The sequence below is a fragment of the Microbacterium sp. W4I4 genome (assembly GCF_030816235.1).
Classification (GTDB): Bacteria; Actinomycetota; Actinomycetes; order Actinomycetales; family Microbacteriaceae; genus Microbacterium.
Map to the genome: position 1 here is coordinate 3,551,846 of NZ_JAUSXT010000001.1, position 25,411 is coordinate 3,577,256.

25 protein-coding genes are annotated in these 25,411 nt (G+C 68.6%); 13 read left to right on the forward strand and 12 right to left on the reverse strand.

Features of this window, described 5'->3' with window-relative positions:
- Positions 1-42: 42 nt before the first annotated feature.
- Positions 43-924 (forward strand): aminodeoxychorismate lyase, encoded by an 882-nt coding sequence (locus QF046_RS16850; protein ID WP_307372021.1) that lies wholly within the window; start codon positions 43-45, stop codon positions 922-924.
- A 135-nt stretch (positions 925-1,059) separates the two neighbouring features.
- Here the strand turns inward: QF046_RS16850 and pstB are convergent, their stop codons facing one another.
- The 7 genes from pstB to QF046_RS16885 all read right to left on the reverse strand — a co-directional run bounded on the left by pstB (position 1,060) and on the right by QF046_RS16885 (position 9,184).
- Entirely contained in the window at positions 1,060-1,839 is a 780-nt protein-coding gene (gene pstB / locus QF046_RS16855; RefSeq protein ID WP_307372022.1) for a phosphate ABC transporter ATP-binding protein PstB, read from the reverse strand.
- Between the two features lie 45 nt (positions 1,840-1,884).
- The gene (gene pstA, locus QF046_RS16860) at positions 1,885-2,964 is read right to left on the reverse strand and encodes a phosphate ABC transporter permease PstA (RefSeq protein ID WP_307372023.1); all 1,080 of its coding nucleotides are present in this window, start codon (positions 2,962-2,964) and stop codon (positions 1,885-1,887) included.
- A gap of 1 nt (position 2,965) precedes the next feature.
- Entirely contained in the window at positions 2,966-3,952 is a 987-nt protein-coding gene (pstC, locus tag QF046_RS16865; protein WP_307372025.1) for a phosphate ABC transporter permease subunit PstC, read from the reverse strand.
- A gap of 168 nt (positions 3,953-4,120) precedes the next feature.
- Positions 4,121-5,227, reverse strand: coding sequence for a phosphate ABC transporter substrate-binding protein PstS (locus QF046_RS16870; protein ID WP_307372027.1), 1,107 nt, complete (start codon positions 5,225-5,227; stop codon positions 4,121-4,123).
- 141 nt (positions 5,228-5,368) lie between these two features.
- Positions 5,369-6,307, reverse strand: a complete 939-nt coding sequence (locus QF046_RS16875; RefSeq protein WP_307372029.1) for an NUDIX domain-containing protein — start codon at positions 6,305-6,307, stop codon at positions 5,369-5,371.
- A complete protein-coding gene (locus tag QF046_RS16880; RefSeq protein WP_307372030.1) occupies positions 6,304-8,466 on the reverse strand; it encodes an RNA degradosome polyphosphate kinase in 2,163 nt (720 codons plus the stop codon). Before QF046_RS16880 ends, QF046_RS16875 begins: the two co-directional genes overlap by 4 nt.
- A gap of 40 nt (positions 8,467-8,506) precedes the next feature.
- Entirely contained in the window at positions 8,507-9,184 is a 678-nt protein-coding gene (locus QF046_RS16885) for a response regulator transcription factor (protein ID WP_307372032.1), read from the reverse strand.
- Positions 9,185-9,256: 72 nt separating this feature from the next.
- On the opposite strand from QF046_RS16885, the gene QF046_RS16890 reads away from it, so the two are divergent.
- From QF046_RS16890 to QF046_RS16905, 4 genes are all read left to right on the forward strand, one after another.
- Positions 9,257-9,550 (forward strand): hypothetical protein, encoded by a 294-nt coding sequence (locus QF046_RS16890; RefSeq protein ID WP_307372034.1) that lies wholly within the window; start codon positions 9,257-9,259, stop codon positions 9,548-9,550.
- Positions 9,551-9,714: 164 nt separating this feature from the next.
- The gene (locus QF046_RS16895) at positions 9,715-10,317 is read left to right on the forward strand and encodes an FABP family protein (RefSeq protein WP_307372036.1); all 603 of its coding nucleotides are present in this window, start codon (positions 9,715-9,717) and stop codon (positions 10,315-10,317) included.
- A 1-nt stretch (position 10,318) separates the two neighbouring features.
- The gene (locus QF046_RS16900) at positions 10,319-11,413 is read left to right on the forward strand and encodes a folate-binding protein YgfZ (protein ID WP_307372039.1); all 1,095 of its coding nucleotides are present in this window, start codon (positions 10,319-10,321) and stop codon (positions 11,411-11,413) included.
- Positions 11,414-11,448: 35 nt separating this feature from the next.
- Positions 11,449-12,381, forward strand: a complete 933-nt coding sequence (locus QF046_RS16905; protein ID WP_307372041.1) for a hypothetical protein — start codon at positions 11,449-11,451, stop codon at positions 12,379-12,381.
- A gap of 22 nt (positions 12,382-12,403) precedes the next feature.
- Here QF046_RS16905 and QF046_RS16910 read toward each other — a convergent pair whose 3' ends face one another.
- A complete protein-coding gene (locus tag QF046_RS16910; RefSeq protein WP_307372044.1) occupies positions 12,404-13,228 on the reverse strand; it encodes a class I SAM-dependent methyltransferase in 825 nt (274 codons plus the stop codon).
- A gap of 212 nt (positions 13,229-13,440) precedes the next feature.
- Here QF046_RS16910 and QF046_RS16915 point away from each other — a divergent pair, with 212 nt between their 5' ends.
- On the forward strand, positions 13,441-14,184 hold the full coding sequence (locus tag QF046_RS16915; RefSeq protein ID WP_307372046.1) for a phosphoglyceromutase: 744 nt from the start codon (positions 13,441-13,443) through the stop codon (positions 14,182-14,184).
- 76 nt (positions 14,185-14,260) lie between these two features.
- On the opposite strand, the gene phoU is transcribed toward QF046_RS16915, so the two are convergent.
- Positions 14,261-14,968: a phosphate signaling complex protein PhoU gene (gene phoU / locus QF046_RS16920; RefSeq protein WP_307372048.1), complete on the reverse strand. Its 708-nt coding sequence runs from the start codon at positions 14,966-14,968 to the stop codon at positions 14,261-14,263.
- A gap of 185 nt (positions 14,969-15,153) precedes the next feature.
- Here phoU and QF046_RS16925 point away from each other — a divergent pair, with 185 nt between their 5' ends.
- Both QF046_RS16925 and QF046_RS16930 read left to right on the forward strand, forming a co-directional pair.
- Positions 15,154-16,377, forward strand: coding sequence for a cell wall metabolism sensor histidine kinase WalK (locus tag QF046_RS16925; RefSeq protein WP_307372052.1), 1,224 nt, complete (start codon positions 15,154-15,156; stop codon positions 16,375-16,377).
- Positions 16,374-17,057 carry a response regulator transcription factor gene (locus tag QF046_RS16930; RefSeq protein ID WP_307372054.1) on the forward strand — a complete coding sequence of 228 codons (684 nt, stop codon included), beginning with the start codon at positions 16,374-16,376 and terminating at the stop codon, positions 17,055-17,057. Before QF046_RS16925 ends, QF046_RS16930 begins: the two co-directional genes overlap by 4 nt.
- Before the next feature lie 97 nt (positions 17,058-17,154).
- On the opposite strand, the gene QF046_RS16935 is transcribed toward QF046_RS16930, so the two are convergent.
- Positions 17,155-17,649, reverse strand: coding sequence for a DNA modification methylase (locus QF046_RS16935; RefSeq protein WP_307372056.1), 495 nt, complete (start codon positions 17,647-17,649; stop codon positions 17,155-17,157).
- 144 nt (positions 17,650-17,793) lie between these two features.
- Here QF046_RS16935 and QF046_RS16940 point away from each other — a divergent pair, with 144 nt between their 5' ends.
- The 5 genes from QF046_RS16940 (at position 17,794) to QF046_RS16960 (ending at position 22,747) form a co-directional block, all read left to right on the forward strand.
- Entirely contained in the window at positions 17,794-18,276 is a 483-nt protein-coding gene (locus tag QF046_RS16940; RefSeq protein WP_307372058.1) for a CarD family transcriptional regulator, read from the forward strand.
- A 109-nt stretch (positions 18,277-18,385) separates the two neighbouring features.
- Positions 18,386-19,579: a 2-C-methyl-D-erythritol 4-phosphate cytidylyltransferase gene (gene ispD, locus QF046_RS16945; RefSeq protein ID WP_307372060.1), complete on the forward strand. Its 1,194-nt coding sequence runs from the start codon at positions 18,386-18,388 to the stop codon at positions 19,577-19,579.
- 9 nt (positions 19,580-19,588) lie between these two features.
- Complete coding sequence (cysS, locus tag QF046_RS16950) at positions 19,589-21,028, forward strand: cysteine--tRNA ligase (protein ID WP_307372062.1); 1,440 nt, start codon at positions 19,589-19,591, stop codon at positions 21,026-21,028.
- A complete protein-coding gene (gene rlmB, locus QF046_RS16955) occupies positions 21,021-22,028 on the forward strand; it encodes a 23S rRNA (guanosine(2251)-2'-O)-methyltransferase RlmB (protein ID WP_307372064.1) in 1,008 nt (335 codons plus the stop codon). The genes cysS and rlmB overlap by 8 nt, the downstream gene beginning before the upstream one ends.
- 77 nt (positions 22,029-22,105) lie before the next feature.
- Positions 22,106-22,747: an NAD(P)-dependent oxidoreductase gene (locus tag QF046_RS16960; protein WP_307372067.1), complete on the forward strand. Its 642-nt coding sequence runs from the start codon at positions 22,106-22,108 to the stop codon at positions 22,745-22,747.
- Positions 22,748-22,834: 87 nt separating this feature from the next.
- On the opposite strand, the gene QF046_RS16965 is transcribed toward QF046_RS16960, so the two are convergent.
- Together QF046_RS16965 and QF046_RS16970 are read right to left on the reverse strand one after the other, a co-directional pair.
- A complete protein-coding gene (locus QF046_RS16965) occupies positions 22,835-24,139 on the reverse strand; it encodes a DUF4032 domain-containing protein (protein WP_307372890.1) in 1,305 nt (434 codons plus the stop codon).
- Between the two features lie 103 nt (positions 24,140-24,242).
- Complete coding sequence (locus QF046_RS16970) at positions 24,243-25,346, reverse strand: ABC transporter ATP-binding protein (protein ID WP_307372069.1); 1,104 nt, start codon at positions 25,344-25,346, stop codon at positions 24,243-24,245.
- Positions 25,347-25,411: the final 65 nt, after the last annotated feature.

Here is a 25,411-nt window from a genome sequence, read left to right on the forward strand (position 1 = left end):
CCTCTCGGGCGCTGGTATTCCGCGTCGCCCTAAGCTGTGGACATGCCCCAGCGCTTCGCACTGATGATCACTCCCGTCGACGCCGCGGACGCGCGCGACGACTATTCCGACACCTTCGCGCCGATGGATGTCGAGGCCCCCGCGCTCAGCGTGGGGGAGTTCAGCACCCAGCGCGGAGACGGAGTGTTCGAGTCGATCGGCGTGATCGACGGGCACGCCAACGAGGTCGAGGCGCACGTGCAGCGGCTGGCCCATTCCGCGGAGATCTGCGATCTTCCCGCACCCAACCTCGAGCAGTGGCGGCAGGCCGTGGCGACCGCGGCGACACTGGTCCCGGCCGGGGAGGCCGTGGTCAAGCTGATCCTCAGCCGAGGCGTCGAGCACGGCCCTGCGCCGACCGCCTGGGCGACGGCGTCTCCCGCGCCCGACTTCGCCGCCGTGCGGCGCGGCGGCGTGCGCGTCGTGACCCTCGATCGCGGCTACGACCTGGATGCCGCACGGCGCGCGCCGTGGCTGCTGCTGGGCGCGAAGACCCTGTCGTACGCCGTGAACATGGCCGCGCTGCGCGAAGCGCACCGACGCGGGGCTGATGACGCGGTGTTCGTCACGCGCGACGGGCACGTGCTGGAAGCACCCACCGCATCCCTGATCCTGCGCATCGGCGACGAGTTCGTCACGCCGGCGCCGTCGGGCGGGATCCTGCACGGCACCACTCAGCTGAGCGTGTACGAGCACCTGGAGTCACGCGGCTTCCGCACGCGGTACGCCACGCTCACGGCATCCGATCTGGCGGCGGCGGATGCCGCGTGGCTGGTCTCCAGCATCCGCCTCGCGGTGGCGATCACCGCTGTGGACGGCGCACCGCTGGCATCCGATCCGGCGCTGACCGCCGAGCTGAACGCCTTCCTGCTCTCACCGCGCTGACCGACCCCGGGACAGGTCGCTCCAACTACGGATGTCGGCTCAGACGACGGATGTCGGCTCAGATCGCGAATTCCGGCCGACATCCGTCGGATCCGCCGACATCCGTGGAGTCTTGGCGGGTCAGCAGAGCGCAGATCACCCGAAGCGGCCGGAGACGTAGTCCTCGGTCGCCTGCACGGAGGGCGTGGTGAAGATCGTCGCCGTGTCGTCGTACTCGATGAGCTTGCCCGGCTTGCCGGTTCCCGCGATGTTGAAGAACGCCGTCTTGTCGGACACACGGCTGGCCTGCTGCATGTTGTGCGTCACGATCACGACCGTGTACTCGTTCTTCAGCTCGCCGATCAGCTCCTCGATCGCGAAGGTCGAGATCGGGTCCAGCGCCGAGCACGGCTCGTCCATGAGGATGATGTCCGGGGATACCGCGATGGCGCGTGCGATGCACAGGCGCTGCTGCTGACCGCCGGACAGACCCGAACCGGGCTTCTCCAGACGGTCCTTGACCTCGTTCCACAGGTTCGCGCCCTGCAGCGACTTCTCCACGAGGTCGTCGGCGTCGGACTTGGAGATCCGGCGGTTGTTCAGCTTGACCCCGGCGAGCACGTTCTCACGGATCGACATCGTGGGGAACGGGTTCGGCCGCTGGAACACCATGCCGATCTGACGGCGCACGAGCACCGGGTCGACACCAGGGGCGTACAGGTCCTTGCCGTCGACGAGCACCTGGCCCTCCACGCGGGCGCCGGGGATGACCTCGTGCATGCGGTTGAGGGTGCGCAGGAACGTCGACTTGCCGCAGCCCGAGGGGCCGATGAAGGCGGTGACGCTGCGCGGGCGGATGTCGATGTTGACGTCTTCCACGGCGAGGAAGTCGCCGTAGTAGACGTTCAGGTCATTGGTCTCGATGCTCTTGGACATCTGTGTGCTTTCCTTACGTTCGGGCTCGGGAACCGTCGGGAGCGGTCAGCGCCCGGTGATCTTCGGGGCGAGGAACTTGGCGATCAGTCGGGCGATCAGGTTCAGCAGCATGACGATCAGCATCAGCGTCAGCGCAGCGGCCCACGCGCGCCCGTAGGCCGCCTCGGGGTTGGTGCCCGGGTTGGTGTACTGCGTGTACACGAAGACAGGAAGCGTCATCATCTGATCCTTGAAGAGGTTCAGATTCATGCTCTGGAAGTAGCCTGCGGTGAGCAGCAGCGGCGCGGTCTCGCCGATGACGCGGGCGATGGCCAGCGTCACCGAGGTCATGATGCCGGCGATGGAGGTGGGGAGCACGACCTTCAGGATCGTGAGCCACTTCGGCACTCCGAGCGCGTACGCGGCCTCGCGCAGTTCGTTCGGCACGATGCGGAGCATCTCTTCCGAGCCGCGCACGACGACCGGGATCATCAGCACGCTCAGTGCGAGCGCGCCCATCAGACCCATGCGGACACCGGGACCCATGATCAGCGCGAAGACCGCGTAGATGAACAGGCCGGCGACGATCGAGGGGATGCCGGTCATGATGTCGACGAAGAAGGTGATCGTCTTGGCCAGACGTCCTCTTCCGTACTCGACCAGGTAGATCGAGGTCATCAGACCGATCGGAACCGAGACGACGGTCGCCGCAAGCGTGATCAGGACGGTGCCCCAGATCGCGTGCAGCGCGCCACCCCCGTCACCGATGATGTTGCGCATCGAGTAGGTGAAGAACTCGATGTCGAAGCGCCCGATCCCATCGGCGAGAACCGTCCACAGCACGGATACCAGCGGAAGGCACGCGATCACGAAGGCAGTCGACACGAGCGCGGTCATCAGGCGGTCGACGGCGTGACGGCGGCTCTCCACGATCGACGAGATCGTGAGGATCAGGGCGATGTAGATCACCATGCCGACGAACAGAGTGCCGGCGATGTTGAAGTCGGCCAGCGTGCCGCCGACGTTCATGATGGCGAACAGCACGCCGGAGATCACCATCGCGACCGCGAGGAGACCCCAGGGTGCGGCGGCCGGAAGGTGTCCGGCAGTGATCGTGCGGGTCGGGGGAGTGGCGACAGTGGTCATATCAGTTCGCTCCCGAGAACTCGGCGCGGCGGCTGACGATCCAGCGCGCGAGGGCGTTGACCGCGAAGGTCACGATGAAGAGGATGAGGCCGGTGGCGATCAGCGCGTTGACGCCGGTGTCGTGGGCTTCGGGGAAGTTCAGGGCGATGTTCGCCGGAATGGTGCTCGGGTTCGTGGAGGTGAGCAACTGGAAGGACACCACGCCCGACACCGAGAGCACCATGGTCACGGCCATCGTCTCGCCGAGCGCGCGGCCCAGGGCCAGCATCGCGCCGGAGACCATGCCGCCGCGGGCGAAGGGGAGCACCGCCATGCGGATCATCTCCCAGCGCGTCGCGCCCAGCGCGAGGGCGGCCTCCTCATGCAGCTTCGGAGCCTGCAGGAAAACCTCGCGGCAGATGGCGGTCATGATCGGCAGGATCATCACGGTGAGCACGAGGGAGGCGGTCAGCAGGGTCTTGCCTGTCGGCGACGGCGTGCCGGCGAAGAGCGGGATCCAGCCGAAGTACGTGTTAAGCCACACGAAGAAGGGCTGGATGAAGGGGGCGAACGTCAGCGCGCCCCAGAGCCCGAAGACCACCGAAGGGACGGCGGCCAGCAGGTCGATCACGTAGCCGAGGACGGCGGCGAAGCCTCGCGGCGCATAGTGCGAGATGAACAGCGCGATTCCGATCGCGATCGGTGCCGCGACGATCAGTGCGATCACCGAGGACCACAGGGTTCCGAACACGAGCGGCCAGACGTAGTCCCAGAAGGACCGCCCGCCGAGGATCTGGTTGTCGGCGGGATCCTCGGTGAACGCTGGGATCGACTGGATGATGAGGAAGGCCGCCACGGCCGCGAGGACGACCAGGATGATGATGCCGGCTCCGACTGCGGTCGCTGAGAACGTCACATCTCCTGCGCGTCGCTTGGCCCGGACGGCACCGGTGGGTCGGTGGGCGTCGGTTCGCGTTTCGGGCGGCGAGGCTGGTGCGGACGTGGTCATTTTCTCCGGTCCTCATTCGGGCGATTCGGATCCACTGCCTCGGGCGGCAGTGACAGGGTCGTGCACAGACGGTGTCCGCTGCGTCGTCCGCCGGAGATCATCCGGCGGGCCGATGCAGCGGACACGGTCTGCTTGTTCAGTTGTGCGACGATCCGGGGATCGGCGGGACTACTTGGTGACGATGCGGTCGATCGCGGCCTGAGCCTTCTCGCGCACGGCGTCGGAGATCGGCGCGCTGCCCGCGTTGTCCGCTGCGGCCTTCTGGCCGTCTGCGGAGATGATGTACTCGAAGTAGGACTTCACCAGGGTGGCGATGTTCTTGTCCTCGTAGTTCACGCAGCCGATCGCGTAGGAGACCAGGGCGATCGGGTAGGAGCCGCTGGCGGCGCTGGCGGGGTCGACGTCGAAGACGATGTCGGACTCGCCACGGCCGGTCGCGAGCGGTGCGCTCTCGACGAGTGCCGCGGCGGCCTCAGCGGAGTATGCGACGAAGTCGTCGCCCGACTTGACGTGGACCTGTCCGGCGCCGTCCGGGATCTGCGAGGCGTCGAGGTAGCCGATGGTGCCGGCACCTGCGCTGATCGCCTGCGCGACGCCCGAGGTCTGCTGGGCGGACTCGCCGGACTGGATCGGCCAGGTGTCGTCGTCCTCCCACGTCCACACGTCGGGCGCGGTCGCGTGCAGGTAGGCGGTGAAGGTGCCGGTGGTGCCGGACTTGTCCGAGCGGTGCACCGGGGCGACCGGGGCGTCGGGCAGCTTCGCGTCGGGGTTGAGCGCGGCGATCGCAGGGTCGTTCCACTTGGCGATCTTGCCGGCGAAGATGGAGGCGATGGTCGTCGCGTCCAGGTTCAGCGTCTCGACGCCCTCCAGGTTGAACGCGAGAGCGACGGGCGAGATGTAGACGGGAACCTCGACGATGTCGTCTGCCGTGCAGGTCTTGAACCCGCCGGCGGCGATCTCCTCGTCGTTGAACGCGCGGTCCGAGCCGATGAAGTTCGATGCGCCGGAGAGGAAGTTCTCGCGGCCGGTGCCGGAGCCGGTGGGCTCGTAGACGACGGTCGCACCGGTGTTCGCCTCCTGGAAGGCCTTGGTCCAGGCCTCCTGGGCGGCGGTCTGCGAGGAGGCGCCGGTCGCCTTGATCGTGCCCTCGAGCGTGGAGGCGGACGGAGCGTCCGAACCGGCAGGGGTGCTGGGCTCGTTCGCGGCGCAGCCGGCGAGTGCGAGTGCAGCGATGGCGCCGATGGCGCTGATGCGAGCGATGCGGGAGATCTTCACTGTGGTCCGTTCGATCGAGGGAAGGGTACTGGCCCGGTGCAGGGCACACAGTGACAGTAGGAGCCTCGGTTAACGAGAGTGACGCCCTCGGGTGAACGGGAGGTGAACGGGGTGCGACCGGTGTCCTTCGGGCGCGGGGGCTCAGATCTTGGGTGCGTGCGTCTCGATCGAGATGATCCCGGAGCCGGGATTGGTGGCCGAGAGGTGAACGACGGAGAACCCCGCGGGTTCCAGGGCGCTCGCGCTGCTCACGTACGAGCCGTGCACGGTGCCGGTGGCCAGCGCCACCTCCGAGAGGATCGCCGGCAGCACCGGACGGTGGCTGCAGAGCACGGCCGCCTTGCGTGAGCGGATACGGTTGCCGACGACGGAGCGGATGTCGGCGGCACCCTCGTCCCAGGCGTCCTGACTGATCCTGGTCGTGACCCGCGCCGCGTGAGAGACCTTCTTCTGCAGCGGCGCGATCGTCTTCAGGCACCGCTCGGCGTCGCTGGAGACGATGCGACGCACGCCGAAGGCCCTCAGCGGCGCGGCGATGGCCTTGGCCTGGGTCTGCCCTCTCTCGGTGAGCGGACGGGTGGCATCGGCCCCGTCCCAGTCAGCGCGCGCGACGGCCTTGGCATGACGCAGCAGGATGAGCGGGAAGGTGTGCAGCACGCCGTCGTCGACGAGGCCGGCGAAGCTGTCGAGGATCTCCACGTCGACCGGGTAGCTCAGGCGCGCCCGCGCCTTCTTCAGGCTCAGCCACTCGATCGCGGCGATCTCGCCGTTCGGCACGAACGTCGACGCGCGGATCGCGTCATCCGTGGCCTCGGCCGCCCAGTAGTGCACGACCTTCTGCCGCTTGGGTCGCATCCAGTACTTGCTCACTCCCACCGGCACACCGAGCGCCACCTTGATCCCGGTCTCCTCATGCACCTCGCGCACGGCGGTCTGCGCCAGCATCTCGCCCGGGTCGACCTTGCCCTTGGGCAGGGTGACATCGCGGTACTTGGTGCGGTGGATGAGCAGGATGCGCAGCTTGCCCTCGACCAGGCGCCACACGACGGCGCCGGCCGCGAACACCGCGGTGTCCGTCATCGGACCGATCGCTTGCGACGTCGGCCCTGCACGGCGGACATCGTCCGATCCTGCAGATCCACGAGCGGTTCGTCCTCGGTTCCGACAGCGCGCTTCCAGACACCGCCCTCGCTCAGATGCCAGGAGCTCGTCCCCGGGTCCATGGCCAGGTCGAACAGGTCGTGCAGCTCCTGGATGTGCTCGGGCGCGGACAGCCGCACCAGAGCCTCGACGCGGCGGTCGAGGTTGCGGTGCATCATGTCCGCACTGCCGATGTAGACGACAGGATTGCCGTCGTTCTCGAAGGAGAAGATGCGCGAGTGCTCCAGGTAGCGTCCCAGGATGCTGCGCACGGTGATGTTGTCGCTCACGCCGGGCAGATCCACGCGCATGCTGCAGATGCCGCGCACCCACACCTCGACCTTCACGCCGGCCATGCTGGCGCGGTACAGCGCGTCGATGATCTGCTCGTCGACCATCGAGTTGACCTTGATGCGCACGCGCGCGGGCTTGCCGGCCTCGGCGTTCTTGGTCTCGTTGTCGATCTGGCGCAGCAGACCCTTGCGCAGGTGCAGGGGCGCGACGAGCAGCCGCTTGAACTTCTTCTCGATCGCGTACCCGCTGAGCTCGTTGAAGAGGCGGGTGAGGTCCTTGCCGATCTGCGGGTCGGCGGTGAACAGGCCGAAGTCCTCGTACATGCGGCTGGTCTTGGGGTTGTAGTTGCCCGTGCCGACGTGCGAGTAGTGGCGCAGCACGCCGTCCTCCTCACGGATCACCAGCGCCAGCTTGCAGTGCGTCTTCAGACCCACCAGGCCGTACACGACGTGCACGCCGGCCTTCTCGAGCTTGCGCGCCCACACGATGTTGTTCGCCTCGTCGAAGCGGGCCTTCACCTCCACGAGGGCCAGCACCTGCTTGCCGGCCTCGGCCGCGTCGATCAGCGCCTGCACGATGGGGCTGTCGCCCGAGGTGCGGTACAGCGTCTGCTTGATGGCCAGCACATGGGGGTCGCGGGCGGCCTGGTCAAGGAATGCCTGCACACTGGTCGCGAACGACTCGTACGGGTGGTGCACGAGGACGTCGGCGCGGCCGATGGCCTTGAAGATGTCGGGCCGCTCGTTGCTGTCGCCCGGCTGGAACGCCACGGCGGTGGTCGGCAGGTGCGGCGGGTAGCGCAGGTCGGGGCGATCCACGCGTGCGAGCCCGAACAGGCCGCGCAGATCCAGCGGTCCGGGGAGGCGGTAGACCTCCTGATCGGTGATGTCGAGCTCCTTGATGAGCAGCTCGAGCGTCACGTCATCCATGTCGTCGGTGATCTCGAGCCGGATCGGCGGACCGAACCGGCGACGCAGCAGCTCGGCCTCGAGGGCCTGGATGAGGTTCTCGCTCTCATCCTCCTCGATGTCGAAATCCTCGTTGCGGGTGAGGCGGAACGCGTGATGGTCCAGCACCTCCATGCCGGGGAAGAGGTCGTCCAGGTGGTTGGCGATCAGCTCCTCGAGGCGGATGTAGCGCAGGATCTCACCGGCACGTGGAACCTCCACGAAGCGGGGGAGCATGGGCGGCACCTTCAGGCGTGCGAAATCCTGACGGCCGGTGCGCGCGTTGCGGATGCGGATCGCCAGGTTCAGCGACAGTCCTGAGATGTACGGGAACGGGTGCGCCGGGTCGACCGCCAGCGGCATGAGGACAGGGAAGACCTGTGCACCGAAGTACTCGCCGAGTGAGTCGCGCTCGGCATCCGTCAGTTCGGACCACTCGATGATCTCGATGCCGGCGTCCGCGAGCGCGGGCCGGACCTCGTTGGTCCAGACGGCGGCGTGGCGCAGCTGCAGGGCGTGCGCCTCGGCCGAGATGTCGGAGAGCACGTCGGTCGCAGCACGCCCGACGTTGGTCGGCACGGCAAGACCGGTGAGGATGCGGCGCTTGAGTCCGGCGACGCGCACCATGAAGAACTCGTCGAGGTTGCTGGCGAAGATGGCCAGGAAGTTCGCTCGCTCCAGCTCGGGAAGCGTCGCGTCCTCGGCGAGCTCCAGCACGCGCTGGTTGAACGCCAGCCAGCTCAGCTCGCGGTCGTGGTAGCGGTGGTCCGGAAGGACGGCATCCGGCGCCTCATGCGCATCGAAGTCATCGTCCTCGGCATCCCCGAGTCCGGCGTCGACAAGTACGGGATCGATCATGGGGTACATCCTTGCACCCGTGGGTGACGGATGCGTGAACTCAGTCGTCCGCGTGATGGTCTTCGTCGTGCAGGTTGAAGCGGTAGCCGACGTTGCGGACCGTTCCGATTATCTGCTCGGCGTCGCCGAGCTTGGCCCGCAGACGCCGCACGTGCACGTCGACCGTGCGCGTGCCGCCGAAGTAGTCGTACCCCCACACGTCGCTGAGCAACTGTTCGCGGGTGAAGACCCGGGACGGATGCGTGGCCAGGAAGTGCAGGAGCTGGAACTCCTTGTAGGTCAGATCCAGCGGACGGCCGTGCAGCTTGGCGGCGTAGGACTGCTCGTCGATGGTGATCCCGGATGCCTGCACGCGCACCGGCTCGTCGTCCTCGGCCTGCGCGATGGCGAGCCGGATGCGCGCGTCGATCTCGGCGGGACCCGCGGTGGCCAGGATGAGGTCCGCGAAGCCCCAGTCCACCGATACGGCACTCAGGCCTCCTTCGGTGACGATCAGCAGCACCGGGACGGTCGCGCCCGCGGTGCGCAGCAGTCGGCACGCGGCTCGGGCGCCGACGAGGTCTGTGCGTGCGTCCAGCAGGACCGCATCCGATTCGGGGAGGGAGAGCAGGTGGCTGGGATCCATCGGGTGTCGACGGATGCTGTGCGACAGCAGCTCGAGCGCGGGAAGCACCGGCTCCGCGTCGGGAGCAGGGCTGAGCGCGAGCAGCAGGGCCACGCGACAATGTTAGTCAACGCGCGCGCCCTCCTCTGCCGAGAAGTCGTGATCGATGAGAAGTACGATGGCCACATGTCTGACGCCGTCCTCGCACCGCGCAATGCCTTCCACGGCGTGATCGCCGTGTGGGCGGTCTCCCTGATCGGCGCGATCGCGCTCGGGATCGCGCTGCCCGAACAGGATCGCGTCACCTGGCTGGTGATCGCGTTCGGCGGCGTGATCCTGCTCTCCTTCGCGGTGCAGCTCGGATACGGCCGGGCTCAGGGATTCATCGTCCGGGTGGCGGCGAGCTGCGTCGGCTCTCTCATCGTGATGGGACTGGTGTCCGCCGCCTTCGGCCTGGCGGCATTGGCCGCCGCGCTCTGAGGCGCCCGGCGCGTCGTCAGCGGCTACACTGAGGGACATGGATCCCGTCGCGCTCGAAATCTTCTTCCTCGGCCTGCTGGGGCTCGCGAGTCTTGCCATCGTCTTCGTCTCCGGCGTCGTGCTCGTGAACCTGTTCCGCGGCCAGCGCTGATCCGACTTCCGTCGTGATCGAGCTGCCCACGGATCTGCCCGCCGACCTCGCGCCGCTGTCCTGGTTGCTGGGCGTCTGGGAGGGGACCGGTGTCATCGAGTACTCCGCGGAAGGCCGGCGCTACCAGGGCGAGTTCAGCCATCGCGTGAGCTTCAGCCACGACGGCGGTCCGTTCCTGAACTACGCGGCCACGGCATCCTTCCTCGGGCTCGAGGGCACGGATGCTCCCGTGCAGCTGCTCGCCGAGACCGGATTCTGGCGGCTCTCCCGCCCCCGCACGGACGCCGATCCCGGGCCCGCGCTGCTGCCGCCCGCCGAGCAGGCGGTGCCGCGAACGGTCGACGATGTCGAGCAGCTGCGCACCGATGACGGATTCCCCATCGAGGTCTCGGTCACGCACTCCGACGGCACTCTCGAGCTGTACCTCGGCCGGATCTCCGGCCCCCGCGTCGACATCGCCACGGATGCGATCGTCCGCCCGGCCGGCGCGAAGCAGTACACGGCCGCCACCCGCATGTACGGCCTCGTCGACGAGCACCTGCTGTGGGCGTGGGACATCACCGCACTGGGCGAGCCGTTGAAGTCGCACGCCTCGGCACGTCTCGCAAGGATCTGACATGGCTCTGTTCGACTCCCTCCCCGGTGCCGTCCGCGACGGCGACCTGATCACCCACTTCGGCAACCCGCTGATCGAGCAGCGCGATCTCGCCGCCGGGCGGGCGATCTCGCCGCTGACCGACCGCACCGTCATCGAGGTGGCGGGCGAGGACCGGCTGAGCTGGCTGGACTCCATCACCTCGCAGTCCGTCGGTCACCTGCACCCCGGAGACAGCACCGAGCTGCTGGTCCTCGACCCGCAGGGCCGCGTCGAGCACGCGGCCGGGGTCTTCGAGGACGGCGCCGGCGTCTGGCTGATCGCCGACGACGCGGATGCCGAGAAGCTGGCCGCCTGGCTGCAGCGCATGGTGTTCCGCTCCCGGGTGACCGTCACGGTGCGACCGGATGCGGCCCTCGTCGGCTTCCTCGCCGGAGGCGAGGCCGAGAAGCGCATCACCGCATCCGCGCCGAACGGCGTGCCCGTGGTGTGGCGGGACCCGTGGCATCAGGTGCAGCCCGGCGGGCATCAGTACGCGCTGGTCGATCAGCATCCGGGGTCCGAGTACCCGTGGAGCGTCGCGCTGGTCGACGATGTCGATGCGCTGGGCGGCCCGTTCGCCGGCGCGCTCGCCGCCGAGGCGCTGCGCGTGGCCGCCTGGCGTCCGCGCTGGTCGCACGAGGTCGACGAGCGCACGATCCCGCACGAGTCGGACTGGATCCGCAGCGCGGTGCACCTGAGCAAGGGCTGCTACCGCGGGCAGGAGACGGTCGCCAAGGTGCACAACCTCGGGCATCCGCCGCGTCGACTGGCCGCACTGCACCTCGACGGAAGCGATGTCGTCCTGCCGGTGCGCGGGGATCTCGTGTTCGATGGTGAGACCGAGGTGGGGACGATCACATCGGCCGTCCTGCACTTCGAGGAGGGGCCGATAGCGCTGGCGGTCCTGTCGCGGCGCGCCTCGACCGGTGAGCTGACCGTGCGCTCGGAGGGCATCGACATCGCCGCCGCGCAGCAGGTGATCGTGCCGGCCGACGCCGGCGCCACCGCCGGCGTCCCCCGTCTGACGCGTCTGTCCCGCCGCCCCACAGCCGAGGACCCCCGCACCGCGCGCTGAGCCTGGCGCCGGCGCCACCCGGATAAGGTCGACGGATGACGGATGCCGTGAAGACTCGGATGCTGTGGACCGACCTCCCCACTGATCTCGTGGCGCGCATCGAGCGGATCCTCGGCTCCTCCGTGGTGTCGGCCATCAGCCAGGCGGAGGGTTTCTCACCGGGCAGCGCCGATCGGGTGGCGACTGCGGCCGGACGGCGGGCGTTCGTGAAGACGGCGCACCGCGGGCACAACGAGGGCGCGTACGACCTGCACCGGCGTGAGGCCGACGTGATGCGTCTGCTGCCGCCGGAGGTGAGCGCACCGGCGCTGCTCGGCTCCGTCGTCACCGATGACTGGGCGGTGCTCGTCGTCGAGGACATCGAGGGGCGGCATCCGGGACGCGCGGGGGACGGGTCGGAGATCGTCGCCGTGCTCGACGCGTTCGCCACCCTGCCACGGCTCACGGAAGGAGCCGGCGCGGCGATCCGGCCCGCCGCGGATGAGTTCATGGCCGAGCAGGACAGCTGGCGGATGATCGAGGAGGGATCGATCCGGGTGCCGGAGTGGGCTGTCGCGAACCGCGCTCGGCTGCGCGCCGCAGCCGAGGGGGTCCTCGACGTGGTCGCGGGGGAGCATCTGCAGCACCTCGACGGGCGCGCGGACAACGTTCTGATGGATGCCGAGGGGCGTGCCTGGCTGATCGACTGGCCTTGGGCCGCCGTGGGCGCACGCTGGTTGGACGGCCTGTTCTACGTGTTCGACGCACGCGTGCGCGGGGAGTCGTTCGACGCCGAGGAGACCCTGCGGAGCCACGCGTTGTTCGAGGGTGTGGATGACGCGGACATCGACGCGGTGCTCGCCGGGGTGGCGGGGAACTCGTTCGTGAAGGCGAGTCTTCCCGCACCGCCCGGCATGCCCACCATTCGCGCGTTCCAGCACACCTGGGGCGTCGAGGGGACGCGCTGGCTGGAGCAGCGCTGGGGCTGAACTCGGACCTCAGTCCGAGCAGTCACTCTGCAGGGGAGACGGCGTCCCAGGGGACGGTGAGCTCGCCGAGACGCCAGCGCGTTCTGGTGCCCTGCACGGGAACGCCCTGTGCTTTGAGTGCGGTGACGGTGGCGAGCCATCGCTGCACGGCGCCGAAGGTCGACAGCGGCGCCGCGCGTTCCCACTCTCGGTCCAGCGCGGTCAGGAGTGCGTGGATGCGCTCGCCGGGTACGTTGCGGTGGATGAGCGCCTTGGGCAGGCGTTCGGCGACGATTCCCGGATGCTCGAGATCAGCGAGGCGCAGCGAGATCGTGAAGCGCACCGGAAGGCCGTCGGATGCCACGTCCACCCAGCCGGCGATGCGACCGATCTCGTCGCACGTGCCCTCGACCAGCATCCCGCCCCGCGCCAGCCGCGAGGCCACGCTCTTCCAGGCGTCGGCGACGTCGCTCTCGTCATACTGACGCAGCACGTTCATCGCGCGGATCACCGCGGGGCGTCGCCCGTCGGACAGCGGCACTTCGAAGCCGCCGCGTGCGAACGACACGGGAAGGTCGGATGCGAAGGGCGTGCGCCCTGCGCGCACCTCGTCCAGCTGTTCGCGTGCCTTCGCCACGCGGGCCGGGTCGAGCTCGAGGCCGATCACCTCGGCATCCTGCCGCGTGCGCCTCAGCCGCTGCGCGAGCTCGAAGGCGGTCACGCCGCTGGCGCCGTACCCGAGGTCGATGACGAGAGGGTCCTGCGCTTTCCGGAAGGCATCGGATGCCGCGATCCACCGGTCGTTCCGCCGCAGCCGGTTGGTTCCCGTCGTCCCCCGCGTGGCCTGCCCGACCGGTCCCTTTCCCATTCCTCCATCTTTCCTTACTCCCTCACACCCCTTCCACGTCGCCGGAGCTCCTCATGCAGTCGAGGGCGCAGTGACGTTCCCGGAGCGAGCATCGGGGAGGGACCCGCGAAGCGGGAGGGGCACCCGCTCTGCGAGCGAAGGGAACGTCACGGAGCCCGCCCCACAATGTCACCGACCACAGACATCGAAGGCAGAAAAGATAGGCTGGCTCCATGACCCGCACACTGATTCTTCTGCGTCACGGCCAGAGCGAATGGAACCAGCTCAACCTCTTCACGGGCTGGGTCGACGTCCGCCTGACCGAGCAGGGCAAGGGCGAGGCCCGCCGTGGCGGCGAGCTGCTCGCCGAGGCCGGCATCCTTCCCGACGTGCTGCACACCTCGCTGCTGAGCCGCGCGATCCAGACGGCGGACATCGCGCTGGATGCCGCCGACAGGCTGTGGATTCCGGTGACCCGCTCGTGGCGTCTCAACGAGCGCCATTACGGTGCTCTGCAGGGCAAGGACAAGGCGCAGACTCTGGAGGAGTTCGGTCCCGAGCAGTTCCAGCTGTGGCGTCGTTCGTTCGATGTGCCGCCGCCCCTGCTCGATGACGCGAGCGAGTTCAGCCAGGTGAACGACCCGCGCTACGCCGGCATCGACGGCGAGGTGCCTCGTACCGAGTCGCTCAAGCTCGTCATCGACCGGCTGCTGCCCTACTGGGACAGCGCGATCGTCCCCGACCTCGAGGCCGGCAAGACGGTGCTGGTCACAGCGCATGGGAACTCGCTGCGCGGTCTGGTGAAGCACCTCGACGGGATCAGCGACGACGACATCGCCGAGCTGAACATCCCCACGGGCATCCCGCTGGTCTACGAGCTGGACGAGAACAACCGCCCCACCGCTCCCGGCCGCTACCTCGACCCCGAGGCCGCTGCGGCGGGAGCTGCGGCTGTGGCCGCACAGGGCAAGAAGTAGCACGGACCTCAGAATCCTGAACGTGAAAGGGCCCCTCTCCGGATCCGGAGAGGGGCCCTTTCGCATGGGCGGATGCTCAGGCGTCGCCGGGCTCCTGCCGATGCTCCTGCTCCTGTGCGGCGATGGCGATGTCGGCTTCCTCGACGGCCCAGTCGCCGGTGGCGAGGTAGACGACCTTCTTCGCGACGGCGACGGCGTGGTCGGCAAAGCGCTCGTGGTAGCGGCTGGCGAGCGTGGCGTCGACGGTGGCGGTGGCCTCGCCCTTCCAGTTGTCGCTGAGCACCTTCTCGAAGACCCGGGCGTGCAGTTCGTCGACGTCATCGTCCGCGTTGCGGATGGTGTCGGCGAGGCGCAGATCCTCTGTGCGCAGCAGTTCGGCCAGGGTGCGCGAGATCTCCACGTCCAGCTCGCCCATGCGGCGGAATGTGCTCTTCAGACCCTTCGGGATCGCGCGCTCGGGGAAGCGCAGGCGGGCCAGCTGGGCGATGTGCTCGGCCATGTCGCCCATGCGCTCCAGCGAGGCGCTCACGCGCAGCGCGGTGATGACGATGCGCAGATCGCGCGCCACCGGCTGCTGGCGGGCGAGGATCTCGATGGCCTGCTCGTCCAGCAGGACGGCGAGCTCATCGATCTGGGCGTCGTTCGCGATGACCTCCTCGGCCAGGGCGACGTCGCTCTCGGCGAATGCGGTGGTGGCCTTCTCTATGGCGACCGTGACCAGATCGGCGATCTCGGCGACTCGTGACTGCAGCTCTTCGAGAGACTGGTGGAAGACTTGGCGCATGTCGGCGCAACCTTTCGTCGTGGGGTCGGCGTGGACGCCGAGCAGGCACGCGCTCACGCGGCCAGCGTCGATTGTCCCCATCGAAGGTTAACGAATGGTGCCGGAAACGTGAACACTGACTCCGCAGCCATGTGACCGGGCTCTGAACGGCGGATGACCACCCGGGTGGGCCCTACGCTGGAGCCATGCCATCGCCCCAGCTCGCGCTGTTCGCGCTCGCCATCGGTGTGATCATGGGCGCCGGAGTGGTGCTGCTGGTCACCTGGGCGTACCGCATGCGCCAGCAGGCCATGCAGGAGACGACGACGGCGATCCCTGCGGGGATCACCGACGTGCTGAACGGTATGGACGACGCCGCCTGCGTGGTGGATCCGTCCGGGCTGGTCGTGGCAACGACGGCTGCTGCGGCGCGCTTCGACATCACCCAGGGGGCGGTGCTCGAGAACAATGAGCTGAGACGCCTCGTCCGCGGGGTCCGCACCAGCGGGGTCGGCGAGACCGAGACGCTGCGCATCTCCGCGGGCGCCTCGCTCGATCCCCGTCTGGTGTCGGCTCGCGCGAGCACGGTCGGCCCGCGGCTGATCCTCCTGATCGTCCGCGATGTCACCGAGCGCGAGCGTCTCGATCAGATGCGCACCGACTTCGTGGCCAACACCAGTCACGAGCTGAAGACTCCCGTCGCCTCGGTGAGTCTGCTGGCCGAGGCGATCGAGTCCGCGGCGGACGATCCCGATCAGGTGCGCATCTTCGCCGCCCGGATCACGGCGGAGGCCGGTCGGCTGGGTCGGTTGACCGGACGCATCATGAGCCTGTCCCGACTGCAGGCCGCGGAGAGTCTTTCGCAGGTGGAACCCGTGTCGATCGATGAGGTCGTGGCGGCGTCGATGGAAGCGCATGGCGTGCAGGCCGATTCCGCCGGTGTCGAGCTGCATCGCGGTGGAGACCGCGGTGCGTGGGTGCGCGGTGACGCGCAGGTGCTCGTCGAGGCGGTGGGGAACCTGCTGGCCAATGCCATCCTGTACTCGCCGAAGGGCTCCCGGGTGGGCGTGGGCATCAAGGTCGCGGGCGATGTCGTGGAGATCGCCGTGACGGACCAGGGCATCGGGATATCCGAGGGTGATCGCGAGCGCATCTTCGAACGCTTCTACCGCGCTGACGAGGCACGGTCACGGCGCACCGGTGGGACTGGGCTGGGACTTTCGATCGTGAAGCACGCCACGCAGCGCCACGGCGGCGAGGTGCGGGTGTGGTCGCGCCAGGGGAAGGGATCGACCTTCACCATGCGACTGCCGCTCATCGACGCGCCGGAGCCCGCGACGCCGAAGAAGAGATCCAAGAAGAAGTCCAAGAAGCGCGCCGGTGGGGACGACCAGCCGAGCGCGACTGTGCGAGATGGAGAGAGCGAATGACCCGAATCCTGCTGGTAGAGGATGAGCCCGATCTCGCCGACCCGCTGGCGTACCTGCTCAGGCGAGAGGGTTTCGAGGTCGAGATCAGCGACGACGGACCCGGCGCGCTGGAGGCGTTCCGCGAGCGCGGTGCGGACATCATCCTGCTGGACCTGATGCTGCCGGGCATGCCGGGCACCGAGGTGTGCCGTCAGGTGCGTCAGTCCTCGGCTGTGCCGATCATCATGCTCACCGCCAAGGACTCCGAGGTCGACATCGTCGTGGGGCTCGAACTCGGCGCCGACGACTACGTCACCAAGCCCTATTCGTCGCGCGAGCTGCTGGCGCGCATGCGCGCCGTGCTGCGCCGCGTCTCCCAGGCGGAGGCGGACCTCGACGAGCGCGTGCTCGACGGCGGCCGGGTCAGTCTGGACATCGACAGGCACACCGTCGCGGTCGACGGCGGCGAGATCAACATGCCGCTCAAGGAGTTCGAGCTCCTCGAGGTGCTGATGCGCAACGCCGGCCGCGTGCTCACCCGCGGGCAGCTGATCGACCGGGTGTGGGGCAGCGACTACTTCGGTGACACCAAGACGCTGGACGTGCACATCAAGCGCATCCGCTCGCGCATCGAGAAGAACCCCGGCGACCCGGTCATGCTCGTCACCGTCCGCGGGCTCGGCTACCGGTTCGAGGGCTGAGTCAGTTCGAGGGCTGAGCTCCCAGGTGGACGCAGAAAGAGGCCGGCTCCTCGGAGCCGGCCTCTTTCTCATACCGCCTGTGCCGTGGTGGTCTTGTTCAGCTCTCGCTGGGGACGAGGTCCTTGTACATCGGCAGCGTTCCGTCGAGCACGGGCACGTGGAGCGGCTGCGCGTCGTCGTCTCCCGAGCGGAACAGGATCTCGACGGTGGCGCCGGGCTTCACGTCGAGGTTCTCGATGAGCAGGGGGTCCTCGTCGGCTCCCAGACTGACCCGCTCGTTCGCGGGCACGCGCACATCGAACTGCTTGCCTGCGACGTCCACGGTGAGAGTCGCGCCCTGGTCGCTCTCGTTGACCAGCGCGGCCACGAGGTTGCCGGCGGAGCCGTCCTCGGTGGCGATGACGAGGGCGTTGCGCACGACGACCGGACCGCCGGTGGACTCGACGTTGACACCGTCGGAGGCGGGGTAGGAGATCGTGGTCGCCTGGTGAGTGATGAACGTGCAGCCGGTGGCGCCGAGCGCTACGGTGGCGCCGAGGGCGATGGCTGCGATGAGACGCGGAGCGATGGACGCAGCAGAGCGCGAGTTCACGGATCCTCCTGAGGTGCGACGGGTGTCCTGGTTCAGTCTAGTGGGTCGACCCGTCTGTTCCGAGACGCCCCGGAGGCGCATCGGCGCAAACCTTAGTGCATATTCGCTGTGGTATCCTGGAGATTGCCGAAAGGACACGTTTTTATGCTTTTTGAGGTTGGCGAAACCGTCGTCTATCCGCACCACGGGGCTGCGACGATCATCGAGGTCAAGGACCGGGTGATCAAGGGTGAGACGAAGAAGTATCTCAAGCTGAATGTCACGCAGGGTGACCTGATCATCGAGGTGCCCGCAGAGAATGTCGACCTGGTCGGCGTCCGCGATGTCATCGGTCAGGAGGGGCTGGACCACGTCTTCGAGGTGCTGCGTGCACCGTTCACAGAGGAGCCGACCAACTGGTCGCGTCGCTACAAGGCGAACCTCGAGAAGCTGGCGTCCGGTGACGTCATCAAGGTGAGCGAGGTCGTGCGCGACCTGTGGCGTCGTGACCAGGATCGCGGCCTGTCTGCGGGTGAGAAGCGGATGCTGGCCAAGGCCAGGCAGATCCTCGTCTCCGAGCTCGCACTGGCCGAGAAGGTCGACGAGGACAAGGCGGGCGCACTGCTCGACGAGGTTCTCGCTTCCTGAGCACGATCAAGAGGATTCTCTGAGAGAGGGCGGATGCTTCGGCATCCGCCCTCTCTCGCATCCGCTCGTCCGCCTCGGGTCCGCCGTCTCCGCGCGGTAGCGTGAGAGCGTGACCGAACACCGTGCCCCGACCACCGCGATCATCGTCGTCGCCGCCGGCTCCGGCACGCGGCTGGGCGCCGGGATGCCGAAGGCGCTGGTCGACCTCGACGGACGCTCGGTGCTGCGGCACGCCCTCGACGGCGTCTTCGCCGCCCGACCGATGCACGTGATCCTCGTCGCACCGCCCGGTCACGAACAGGCCGTCGCCGACGAGCTGGCGAAGGCGAACGGGGAGCCGCATCGGCGCGCCACCGTGGTCATCGGCGGCGAGACGCGGCAGCAGTCGGTCGCGGCAGGACTGGAAGCGCTGCGCAGCGGGACCGACGTCGTCCTCGTGCACGACGCCGCCCGTGCCCTCACTCCCGCCGCGCAGATCGACGCGGTCGCGGCCGCTGTGACGGCGGACACGGGGGTCATTCCGGCGCTCGCGGTCATCGACACGCTCAAACGCGTGGACGGCGACGTCGTCGTGGATGCGGTGGACCGCTCGGTGCTCGCCGCCGCGCAGACGCCGCAGGGCTTTCCTCGGGCGGCGCTGGAAGCCGCCTATGCGCACGCCCTCGAGGCGGGTGAGGAGCACACCGACGACGCCGCACTGTTCGCCGCGGCCGGCGGTGCGGTGCGACGCATCGCGGGCTCGGAGCACGCCTTCAAGATCACCACGCCCGCCGACCTCGAGCGTGCGCGGATGCTGCTGCACCCGACAACCGTCCCTTCGGTGCCGCGCATCGGCGTCGGCACCGACGTGCATGCGTTCGGCGGCGACGGGAACCTCTGGCTGGCAGGTCTCGAATGGCCGGGGGAGCAGCCGCTGTCGGGCCACTCCGATGGTGATGCCGTCGCGCACGCGATCGTCGACGCCCTGTTGGGAGCGGCCGGACTCGGCGACATCGGCGAGCATTTCGGCACCGCGCATCCCGAGTACGCGGGCGCGCACGCCGACGTCTTCCTGGCCCGCACCGCACGGATGCTGGCGGATGCCGGTTTCACGATCGGCAACGTCTCCGTGCAGTTCCAGGGCAACCGTCCACGGTTCAGCGGCCGGCGCCAGGAGGCGGAGGCCGCGCTGTCGAGGGCGCTGGGCGGGGCATCCGTCGCGGTGTCGGCGACCACCACCGACGGACTGGGGTTCACCGGACGCGGCGAGGGCATCGCCGTGACCGCGACCGCACTCATCCTGCCGTCAGCAGCGGCCCGGTAGTCTTGTGCGGTGACGATCCGCCTCTACGACACCCGCGCGCGTGAGCTGCGCGACTTCGTCCCGCTCGATGCCTCGAACGTGACGATGTACGTCTGCGGACCCACGGTGCAGTCCGGACCGCACATCGGGCATGTCCGGGCCGCGCTGAGCTTCGATGTCCTGCGGCGCTGGCTGACCTACCGTTTCGGCCGGGTGACCTTCGTGCGCAACGTCACCGACATCGACGACAAGACCCTCACCAACGCGACCGAGGACGAGCCGTGGTGGGCGCTCGCGTATCGCATCGAGCGGGAGTTCACGCAGGCGTACTCCGCGATCGGCATCCTCCCGCCCTCCTACGAGCCGCGTGCGACCGCGTTCATCCCGCAGATGCAGGAGCTGATCGCCACCCTGATCGAGCGCGGCAACGCGTACGCCGCGCCCGACGGATCGGGTGATGTCTACTTCGACGTGCGCTCCTGGCCCGCGTACGGTGCGCTCACGCACCAGTCTGTGGATGCCATGGAGGCGGCCGCCGATGCCGACCCGCGCGGCAAGCGCAACCCGCAGGACTTCGCCCTGTGGAAGGGCGCCAAGGAAGGCGAGCCGGCGGATGCCGTATGGACCTCGCCCTGGGGCGAGGGGCGTCCAGGCTGGCACATCGAGTGCTCGGCGATGTCCAAGCGCTTCCTGGGGTCGGAGTTCGACATCCATGGCGGTGGACTCGACCTGCGCTTCCCGCACCACGAGAACGAACTGGCCCAGTCGACAGCGGCCGGCGACGGCTTCGCCCGCTACTGGGTGCACAACGGACTGGTGACCGTCGGCGGACAGAAGATGTCCAAGTCGCTGGGTAACTTCACCCTCGCTCTGGACTTCCTCGACGGCGTGGACCCGCTCGTGGCGCGCTACGCGCTGCTCGCCGCGCACTACCGCTCGAGCCTGGACCTCAGCGCGTCCACCCTGACGGAGGCGGAGGCCGCGCTGGGGCGCATCCGCTCGTTCATCGAACGTGCGACGCGCGCCCTCGCACGCAATGCGCAGCGTCGGCGCGACCAGGACCCGTCGGCCGAGGATATCGAGTACATCCCGCTGATCCCCGCGGAGTTCGCCGCTGCCATGGATGATGACCTCGGCGTGCCGCAGGCGCTCGCCGTGCTGCACGAGCGCGTGCGACACGGGAACCAGACGCTGGATGACGGCGATGATGCCGCCGCCGAACGCGCGCTGCTCGAGGTGTGCGCGATGGTCGAGGTGCTGGGTCTCGACGATGCCTCCGGTGCTTCGGAAGGTGCGGGCGCCACGGCATCCGCCCTCGACGCGCTGGTGCGCACCATGATCGACCAGCGTGCGCAGGCGCGCGCTGACAAGGACTGGGCCGCGGCCGATCGCATCCGCGATGCGATCGCTGCGGCAGGGATCACTCTGGAGGATTCTCCGGACGGAACACATTGGAGTACTGATGGTTAAGCCTGGCCGCCCCGGAGCGGGCAACAGCAAGAAGAAGGGTGCCACCAAGGGCACCGGTGGTCTCGGACGCAAGTCGCTCGAGGGTCGCGGGCCGACGCCCAAGGCGGAGGACCGGAGCTGGCACGTCGCCGGCAAGCGCAAGGCCGCACAGGAGCGCTTCGCCGCCGCGGGCGGCAAGGGCAAGGCCGGGCAGCGCCCGCAGTCGGGGTCGAACCCCAACCGCAGCTCGCGCGGCTCGAAGCCGGCGGACGACACCGAGACGGTCACCGGCCGCAACTCGGTGCTCGAGGCGCTGCGCACGAAGATCCCCGCCACGGCGTTCTACATCGCCCAGCGCGTGGAGATGGACGACCGGGTCAAGGAGATGCTGGCGATCGCACGGCACCGCGAGATCCCGATGCTCGAGGTCACGCGACAGGAACTCGACCGGATGGCCGGGTTCGACGGCGTGCACCAGGGCGTGGCGCTCAAGGTGCCGCCGTACGAGTACGCGCACCCTCAGGACCTGCTCGAGCAGGTCATCAGCCGAGGGGAGAAGCCGCTGTTCGTCGCGCTGGACGGCATCACCGACCCGCGCAACCTCGGTGCGATCATCCGCTCCACGGCCGCCTTCGGCGGACACGGCATCCTGCTGCCGCAGCGCCGCTCCGCGAGCGTGAACTCCGCCGCCTGGAAGACCAGCGCCGGTGCTGCCGCGCGCATCCCGGTCGCGATCGCCTCGAACCTCACCTCGATGCTCAAGGAGTTCAAGAAGCAGGGCGTGTTCGTCCTGGGTCTGGACGGCGGGGGAGACGTCTCGCTGCCGGCCCTCGAGCTCGCGGACCGTCCGGTCGTCATCGTGATCGGCTCCGAGGGCAAGGGTCTCTCGCGCCTGGTCACGGAGACCTGCGACCAGATCGTCTCGATCCCGATCTCGGCGGCCACCGAGTCGCTCAACGCCGGTATCGCGGCCTCCGTCGCGCTGTACCAGGTGTCGACGGTGCGCGCCGGGCGCGGCTGACGCACGAACGGGAATAGCCCGGCCGCTGCCGGGCTTGCACCTTTCGGACGCACGTCCGCGAACCAGAAGGAGTCTGCATGTCCCGCATCGTCGTCATCGGAGGAACCGGCTACGCCGGAGCGCACATCGCCCGCGAGGCGGTCGACCGCGGACATCAGGTGACGGTGATCGCGCGCAACGTCCCGGACGCCCCGATCGACGGTGTCGACTACGTGCAGGGCTCGGTGCTCGATCTCGCCGGACTCGGAGACGTCTTCGACGGAGCGGATGCCGTGGTGTCCGCGCTCTCGCCGCGAGGCGACATGGAGAACGCGGTGCTCGGCGCCATGCGCGAACTGATCGCGAAGCTCACAGGGACGAAGACGCGCATCGGCGTGGTGGGCGGCGCCGGCGGCAGCCTCGTCTCCGAAGGCGGACCGCGCCTGTTCGATCAGGACTTCCCCGAGGAGTACAAGCACGAGGCCCAGGTCGGCATCGACACGCTCGAGCTGCTGCAGGCGTCGGACGAGAGCCTGGACTGGTTCTTCATCCACCCCGCCGAGGTGTTCGGCCCGTGGGCTGAGGGTGTTCGCACCGGCGCCTACCGCGACGGCGGGGACGTGCTCGTGCGGGCGGCGGACGGCAGCTCCACGATCTCCGGTGCGGACCTCGCAGTCGCCATCGTCGACGAGATCGAGTCGCCCCAGCACTCGCGTGGCCGCTTCGCCGTCGGCTACTGATCACAGAACCCGTCTGTATGGCGCGAACCGCCCCGATTCTGCGCGAATCGGGGCGGTTCGCGCCATACAGCGGGGCTCGCGGGTGACTCAGACCAGGTCGCGCCAGTCGATCGCGGCCGTGTCGTCGGAGACCTCGATCGCTCCGGTGACCACGGGCAGGCTCGTCGTCTCGGTCGGCGGGCCCATGATCGTCGCCTCGTCGCGGCGATGCCGCAGCACCTCGTTGATGTAGCTGGTGAGCACCTCGGCGAGGGGCACGGAGCGACCCTGCGCCTGTGACAGGTACCACCGGTGCTCGAGCACCTGGTGGTAGACCTCGGCGGGCTCCAGCTTGGCGCGCAGATCGTAGGGGATGGCGCGCACGACCGGCTCGAAGACCCGCGTGAGCCATTCGTGCGCGTACATCTCCTCTTCCGCGAGCTTCTTGTTCGAGCGCACCCGGAACTCGTCCAGGTCGTTCAGCAGGCGCCTGGCCTGGTTCTCCTCGACGTCGAGTCCGGTCAGACGTATGAGGCGGCGCTGGTGGTGACCGGCGTCGACGACCTTCGGCTGGATGCGCACCGCGGTGCCGTCAGGCGTGGTCACCATCGACATCTCGTCGATGTCGAAGCCGAGCGCGTTGAGCCGCTCCACGCGCTCGGTGATGCGCCACGTCTCCTCGGTCGAGAAGGACTCCTCGTCGGTGAGCGCGTTCCACAGCGAGTGGTACGACGAGACGATGCCGTCGGCGATGGCCAGGGCGTCAACGCCGAACTCCAGGCGTCCGCCCGCGGCGAGGTCCATGATCTCCCCGGCGATGTTCGTGCGGGCCAGATCCAGGTCGTAGGCCCGCTGTCCGTCGGTGAGGCCCTCCTCGTGGAGTTCGCCTGTCTCGGCGTCGACGAGGTAGGCCGCGAAGGCGCCGGCGTCGCGGCGGAAGAGCGTGTTCGACAGGGACACGTCGCCCCAGTAGAAGCCGACGTTGTGCAGCCGCACGAGCAGCAGGGCGAGAGCGTCGACGAGGCGGTCGGCGGTGTCGGGGCGCAGCACGCGGGTGAACAGCGCGCGGTACGGCATCGAGAAACGCAGATGGGAGGTGACCAAAGCCGCGGGCAGCGCCTTGCCGTCGGCATCCGTCCGTCCGGCGATCACCGCCACCCGGCTGACGCACGGCACGTCGAGCTTGGCGAGGCTGCCGAGCATCTCGTACTCGCGTGTGGCCATCTCCTCGGTGGTCTCCTTGACGGCGACGACGCGGCCGGACAGATCCGCGAAACGCACCAGGTGTCGTGAGAGGCCCTTCGGCAGCGACACGATGTGCTCCGAGGGCCACTTGCCGAGCGGTGTGGTCCAGGGCAGCGAGAGCAGCCCCGGGTCGATCGCGCTCGCGCTGATGCGCAGCGACTCCTGCATCATGGTTCCTCCTCCGCACAGGACGGGGCGGATGCCGTCGGCATCCGGAAACACCGCGGCGCGGGTGACCCGAAGGTGCACCCGCGCCGCTGAGATCGAACGATCAGGCCGAGATGACCGGCTTGTCGTTCAGGCGAACACCCGACTCGATGTCGAACGCGTGCACGTGGCCAGCGGTGGCCGCCAGGGTGACGGTCTCGCCGGCGTTCGGGTGGCTGCGGCCGTCGACGCGTGCGACGAGGTCGGCGCGCTTGCCGTTGATGTCGGCGTGACCGTAGAGGTAGCCGTCGGCGCCGAGCTCCTCGACCAGGTCGATCGTGACCGAGAGGCCCTTGCCATCGGCCGGACCGACGACGATGTCCTCGGGGCGGACACCCACGGTGACCTTGCTGCCGTTGGCGCGGCCGACGGTGTCGCGGTCGAGCGGGACGACCTCGTTGCCGAACATGACGCCGCCGTCGGCGAGGTCGGTCTCGAACAGGTTCATCGCGGGCGAGCCGATGAAGCCGGCGACGAAGAGGTTCTCGGGCTTCTCGTACAGGTCGCGGGGCGTGCCGACCTGCTGCAGGATGCCGTCCTTGAGGACTGCGATGCGGTCACCCATGGTGAGGGCCTCGGTCTGGTCGTGCGTGACGTAGACCGTGGTGACACCCAGGCGGCGCTGCAGCGACGCGATCTGCGTACGCGTCTGCACGCGCAGCTTGGCGTCGAGGTTCGACAGCGGCTCGTCCATGAGGAACACCTGCGGCTGACGGACGATGGCGCGGCCCATCGCGACGCGCTGACGCTGACCACCCGAGAGGGCCTTCGGCTTGCGGTTCAGGTACTCCTCGAGGTCGAGGAGCTTGGCCGCCTCGAGGACGCGAGCTGCGCGCTCCTCCTTGTTGACGCCGGCGATCTTCAGGGCGAAGCCCATGTTCTCGGCGACGGTCATGTGCGGGTACAGCGCGTAGTTCTGGAACACCATCGCGATGTCGCGGTCCTTCGGCGGCACGTCGGTGACGTCGCGGTCACCGATCAGGATGCGGCCGGCGTTGACCTCTTCGAGGCCAGCGAGCATGCGCAGCGAGGTGGACTTTCCGCAACCCGAGGGGCCGACCAGAACAAGGAACTCGCCATCGGCGATGTCGATGTTCAGCTTGTCGACCGCGGGGCGCGTGCCGCCGGGGTACAGGCGGGTGGCGTCATCGAACGTGACAGTAGCCATTGTTTCTCCTTCACCGGCAGGTACGTGCCGGACGATCCGTTGTGATGGAAGCGGTGGAACATTCC

Bases quoted from the DNA above. Each gene is read 5' to 3' on its own strand.
- QF046_RS16850 (WP_307372021.1), top strand. From the start codon at position 43: ATGCCCCAGCGCTTCGCACTGATGATCACTCCCGTCGACGCCGCGGAC.
- pstB (WP_307372022.1), bottom strand. From the start codon at position 1,839: ATGTCCAAGAGCATCGAGACCAATGACCTGAACGTCTACTACGGCGAC.
- pstA (WP_307372023.1), bottom strand. From the start codon at position 2,964: ATGACCACTGTCGCCACTCCCCCGACCCGCACGATCACTGCCGGACAC.
- pstC (WP_307372025.1), bottom strand. From the start codon at position 3,952: ATGACCACGTCCGCACCAGCCTCGCCGCCCGAAACGCGAACCGACGCC.
- QF046_RS16875 (WP_307372029.1), bottom strand. From the start codon at position 6,307: ATGACGGACACCGCGGTGTTCGCGGCCGGCGCCGTCGTGTGGCGCCTG.
- QF046_RS16880 (WP_307372030.1), bottom strand. From the start codon at position 8,466: ATGATCGATCCCGTACTTGTCGACGCCGGACTCGGGGATGCCGAGGAC.
- QF046_RS16890 (WP_307372034.1), top strand. From the start codon at position 9,257: ATGTCTGACGCCGTCCTCGCACCGCGCAATGCCTTCCACGGCGTGATC.
- QF046_RS16900 (WP_307372039.1), top strand. From the start codon at position 10,319: ATGGCTCTGTTCGACTCCCTCCCCGGTGCCGTCCGCGACGGCGACCTG.
- QF046_RS16905 (WP_307372041.1), top strand. From the start codon at position 11,449: ATGACGGATGCCGTGAAGACTCGGATGCTGTGGACCGACCTCCCCACT.
- QF046_RS16910 (WP_307372044.1), bottom strand. From the start codon at position 13,228: ATGGGAAAGGGACCGGTCGGGCAGGCCACGCGGGGGACGACGGGAACC.
- QF046_RS16915 (WP_307372046.1), top strand. From the start codon at position 13,441: ATGACCCGCACACTGATTCTTCTGCGTCACGGCCAGAGCGAATGGAAC.
- phoU (WP_307372048.1), bottom strand. From the start codon at position 14,968: ATGCGCCAAGTCTTCCACCAGTCTCTCGAAGAGCTGCAGTCACGAGTC.
- QF046_RS16925 (WP_307372052.1), top strand. From the start codon at position 15,154: ATGCCATCGCCCCAGCTCGCGCTGTTCGCGCTCGCCATCGGTGTGATC.
- QF046_RS16930 (WP_307372054.1), top strand. From the start codon at position 16,374: ATGACCCGAATCCTGCTGGTAGAGGATGAGCCCGATCTCGCCGACCCG.
- QF046_RS16940 (WP_307372058.1), top strand. From the start codon at position 17,794: ATGCTTTTTGAGGTTGGCGAAACCGTCGTCTATCCGCACCACGGGGCT.
- rlmB (WP_307372064.1), top strand. From the start codon at position 21,021: ATGGTTAAGCCTGGCCGCCCCGGAGCGGGCAACAGCAAGAAGAAGGGT.
- QF046_RS16960 (WP_307372067.1), top strand. From the start codon at position 22,106: ATGTCCCGCATCGTCGTCATCGGAGGAACCGGCTACGCCGGAGCGCAC.
- QF046_RS16965 (WP_307372890.1), bottom strand. From the start codon at position 24,139: ATGCAGGAGTCGCTGCGCATCAGCGCGAGCGCGATCGACCCGGGGCTG.
- QF046_RS16970 (WP_307372069.1), bottom strand. From the start codon at position 25,346: ATGGCTACTGTCACGTTCGATGACGCCACCCGCCTGTACCCCGGCGGC.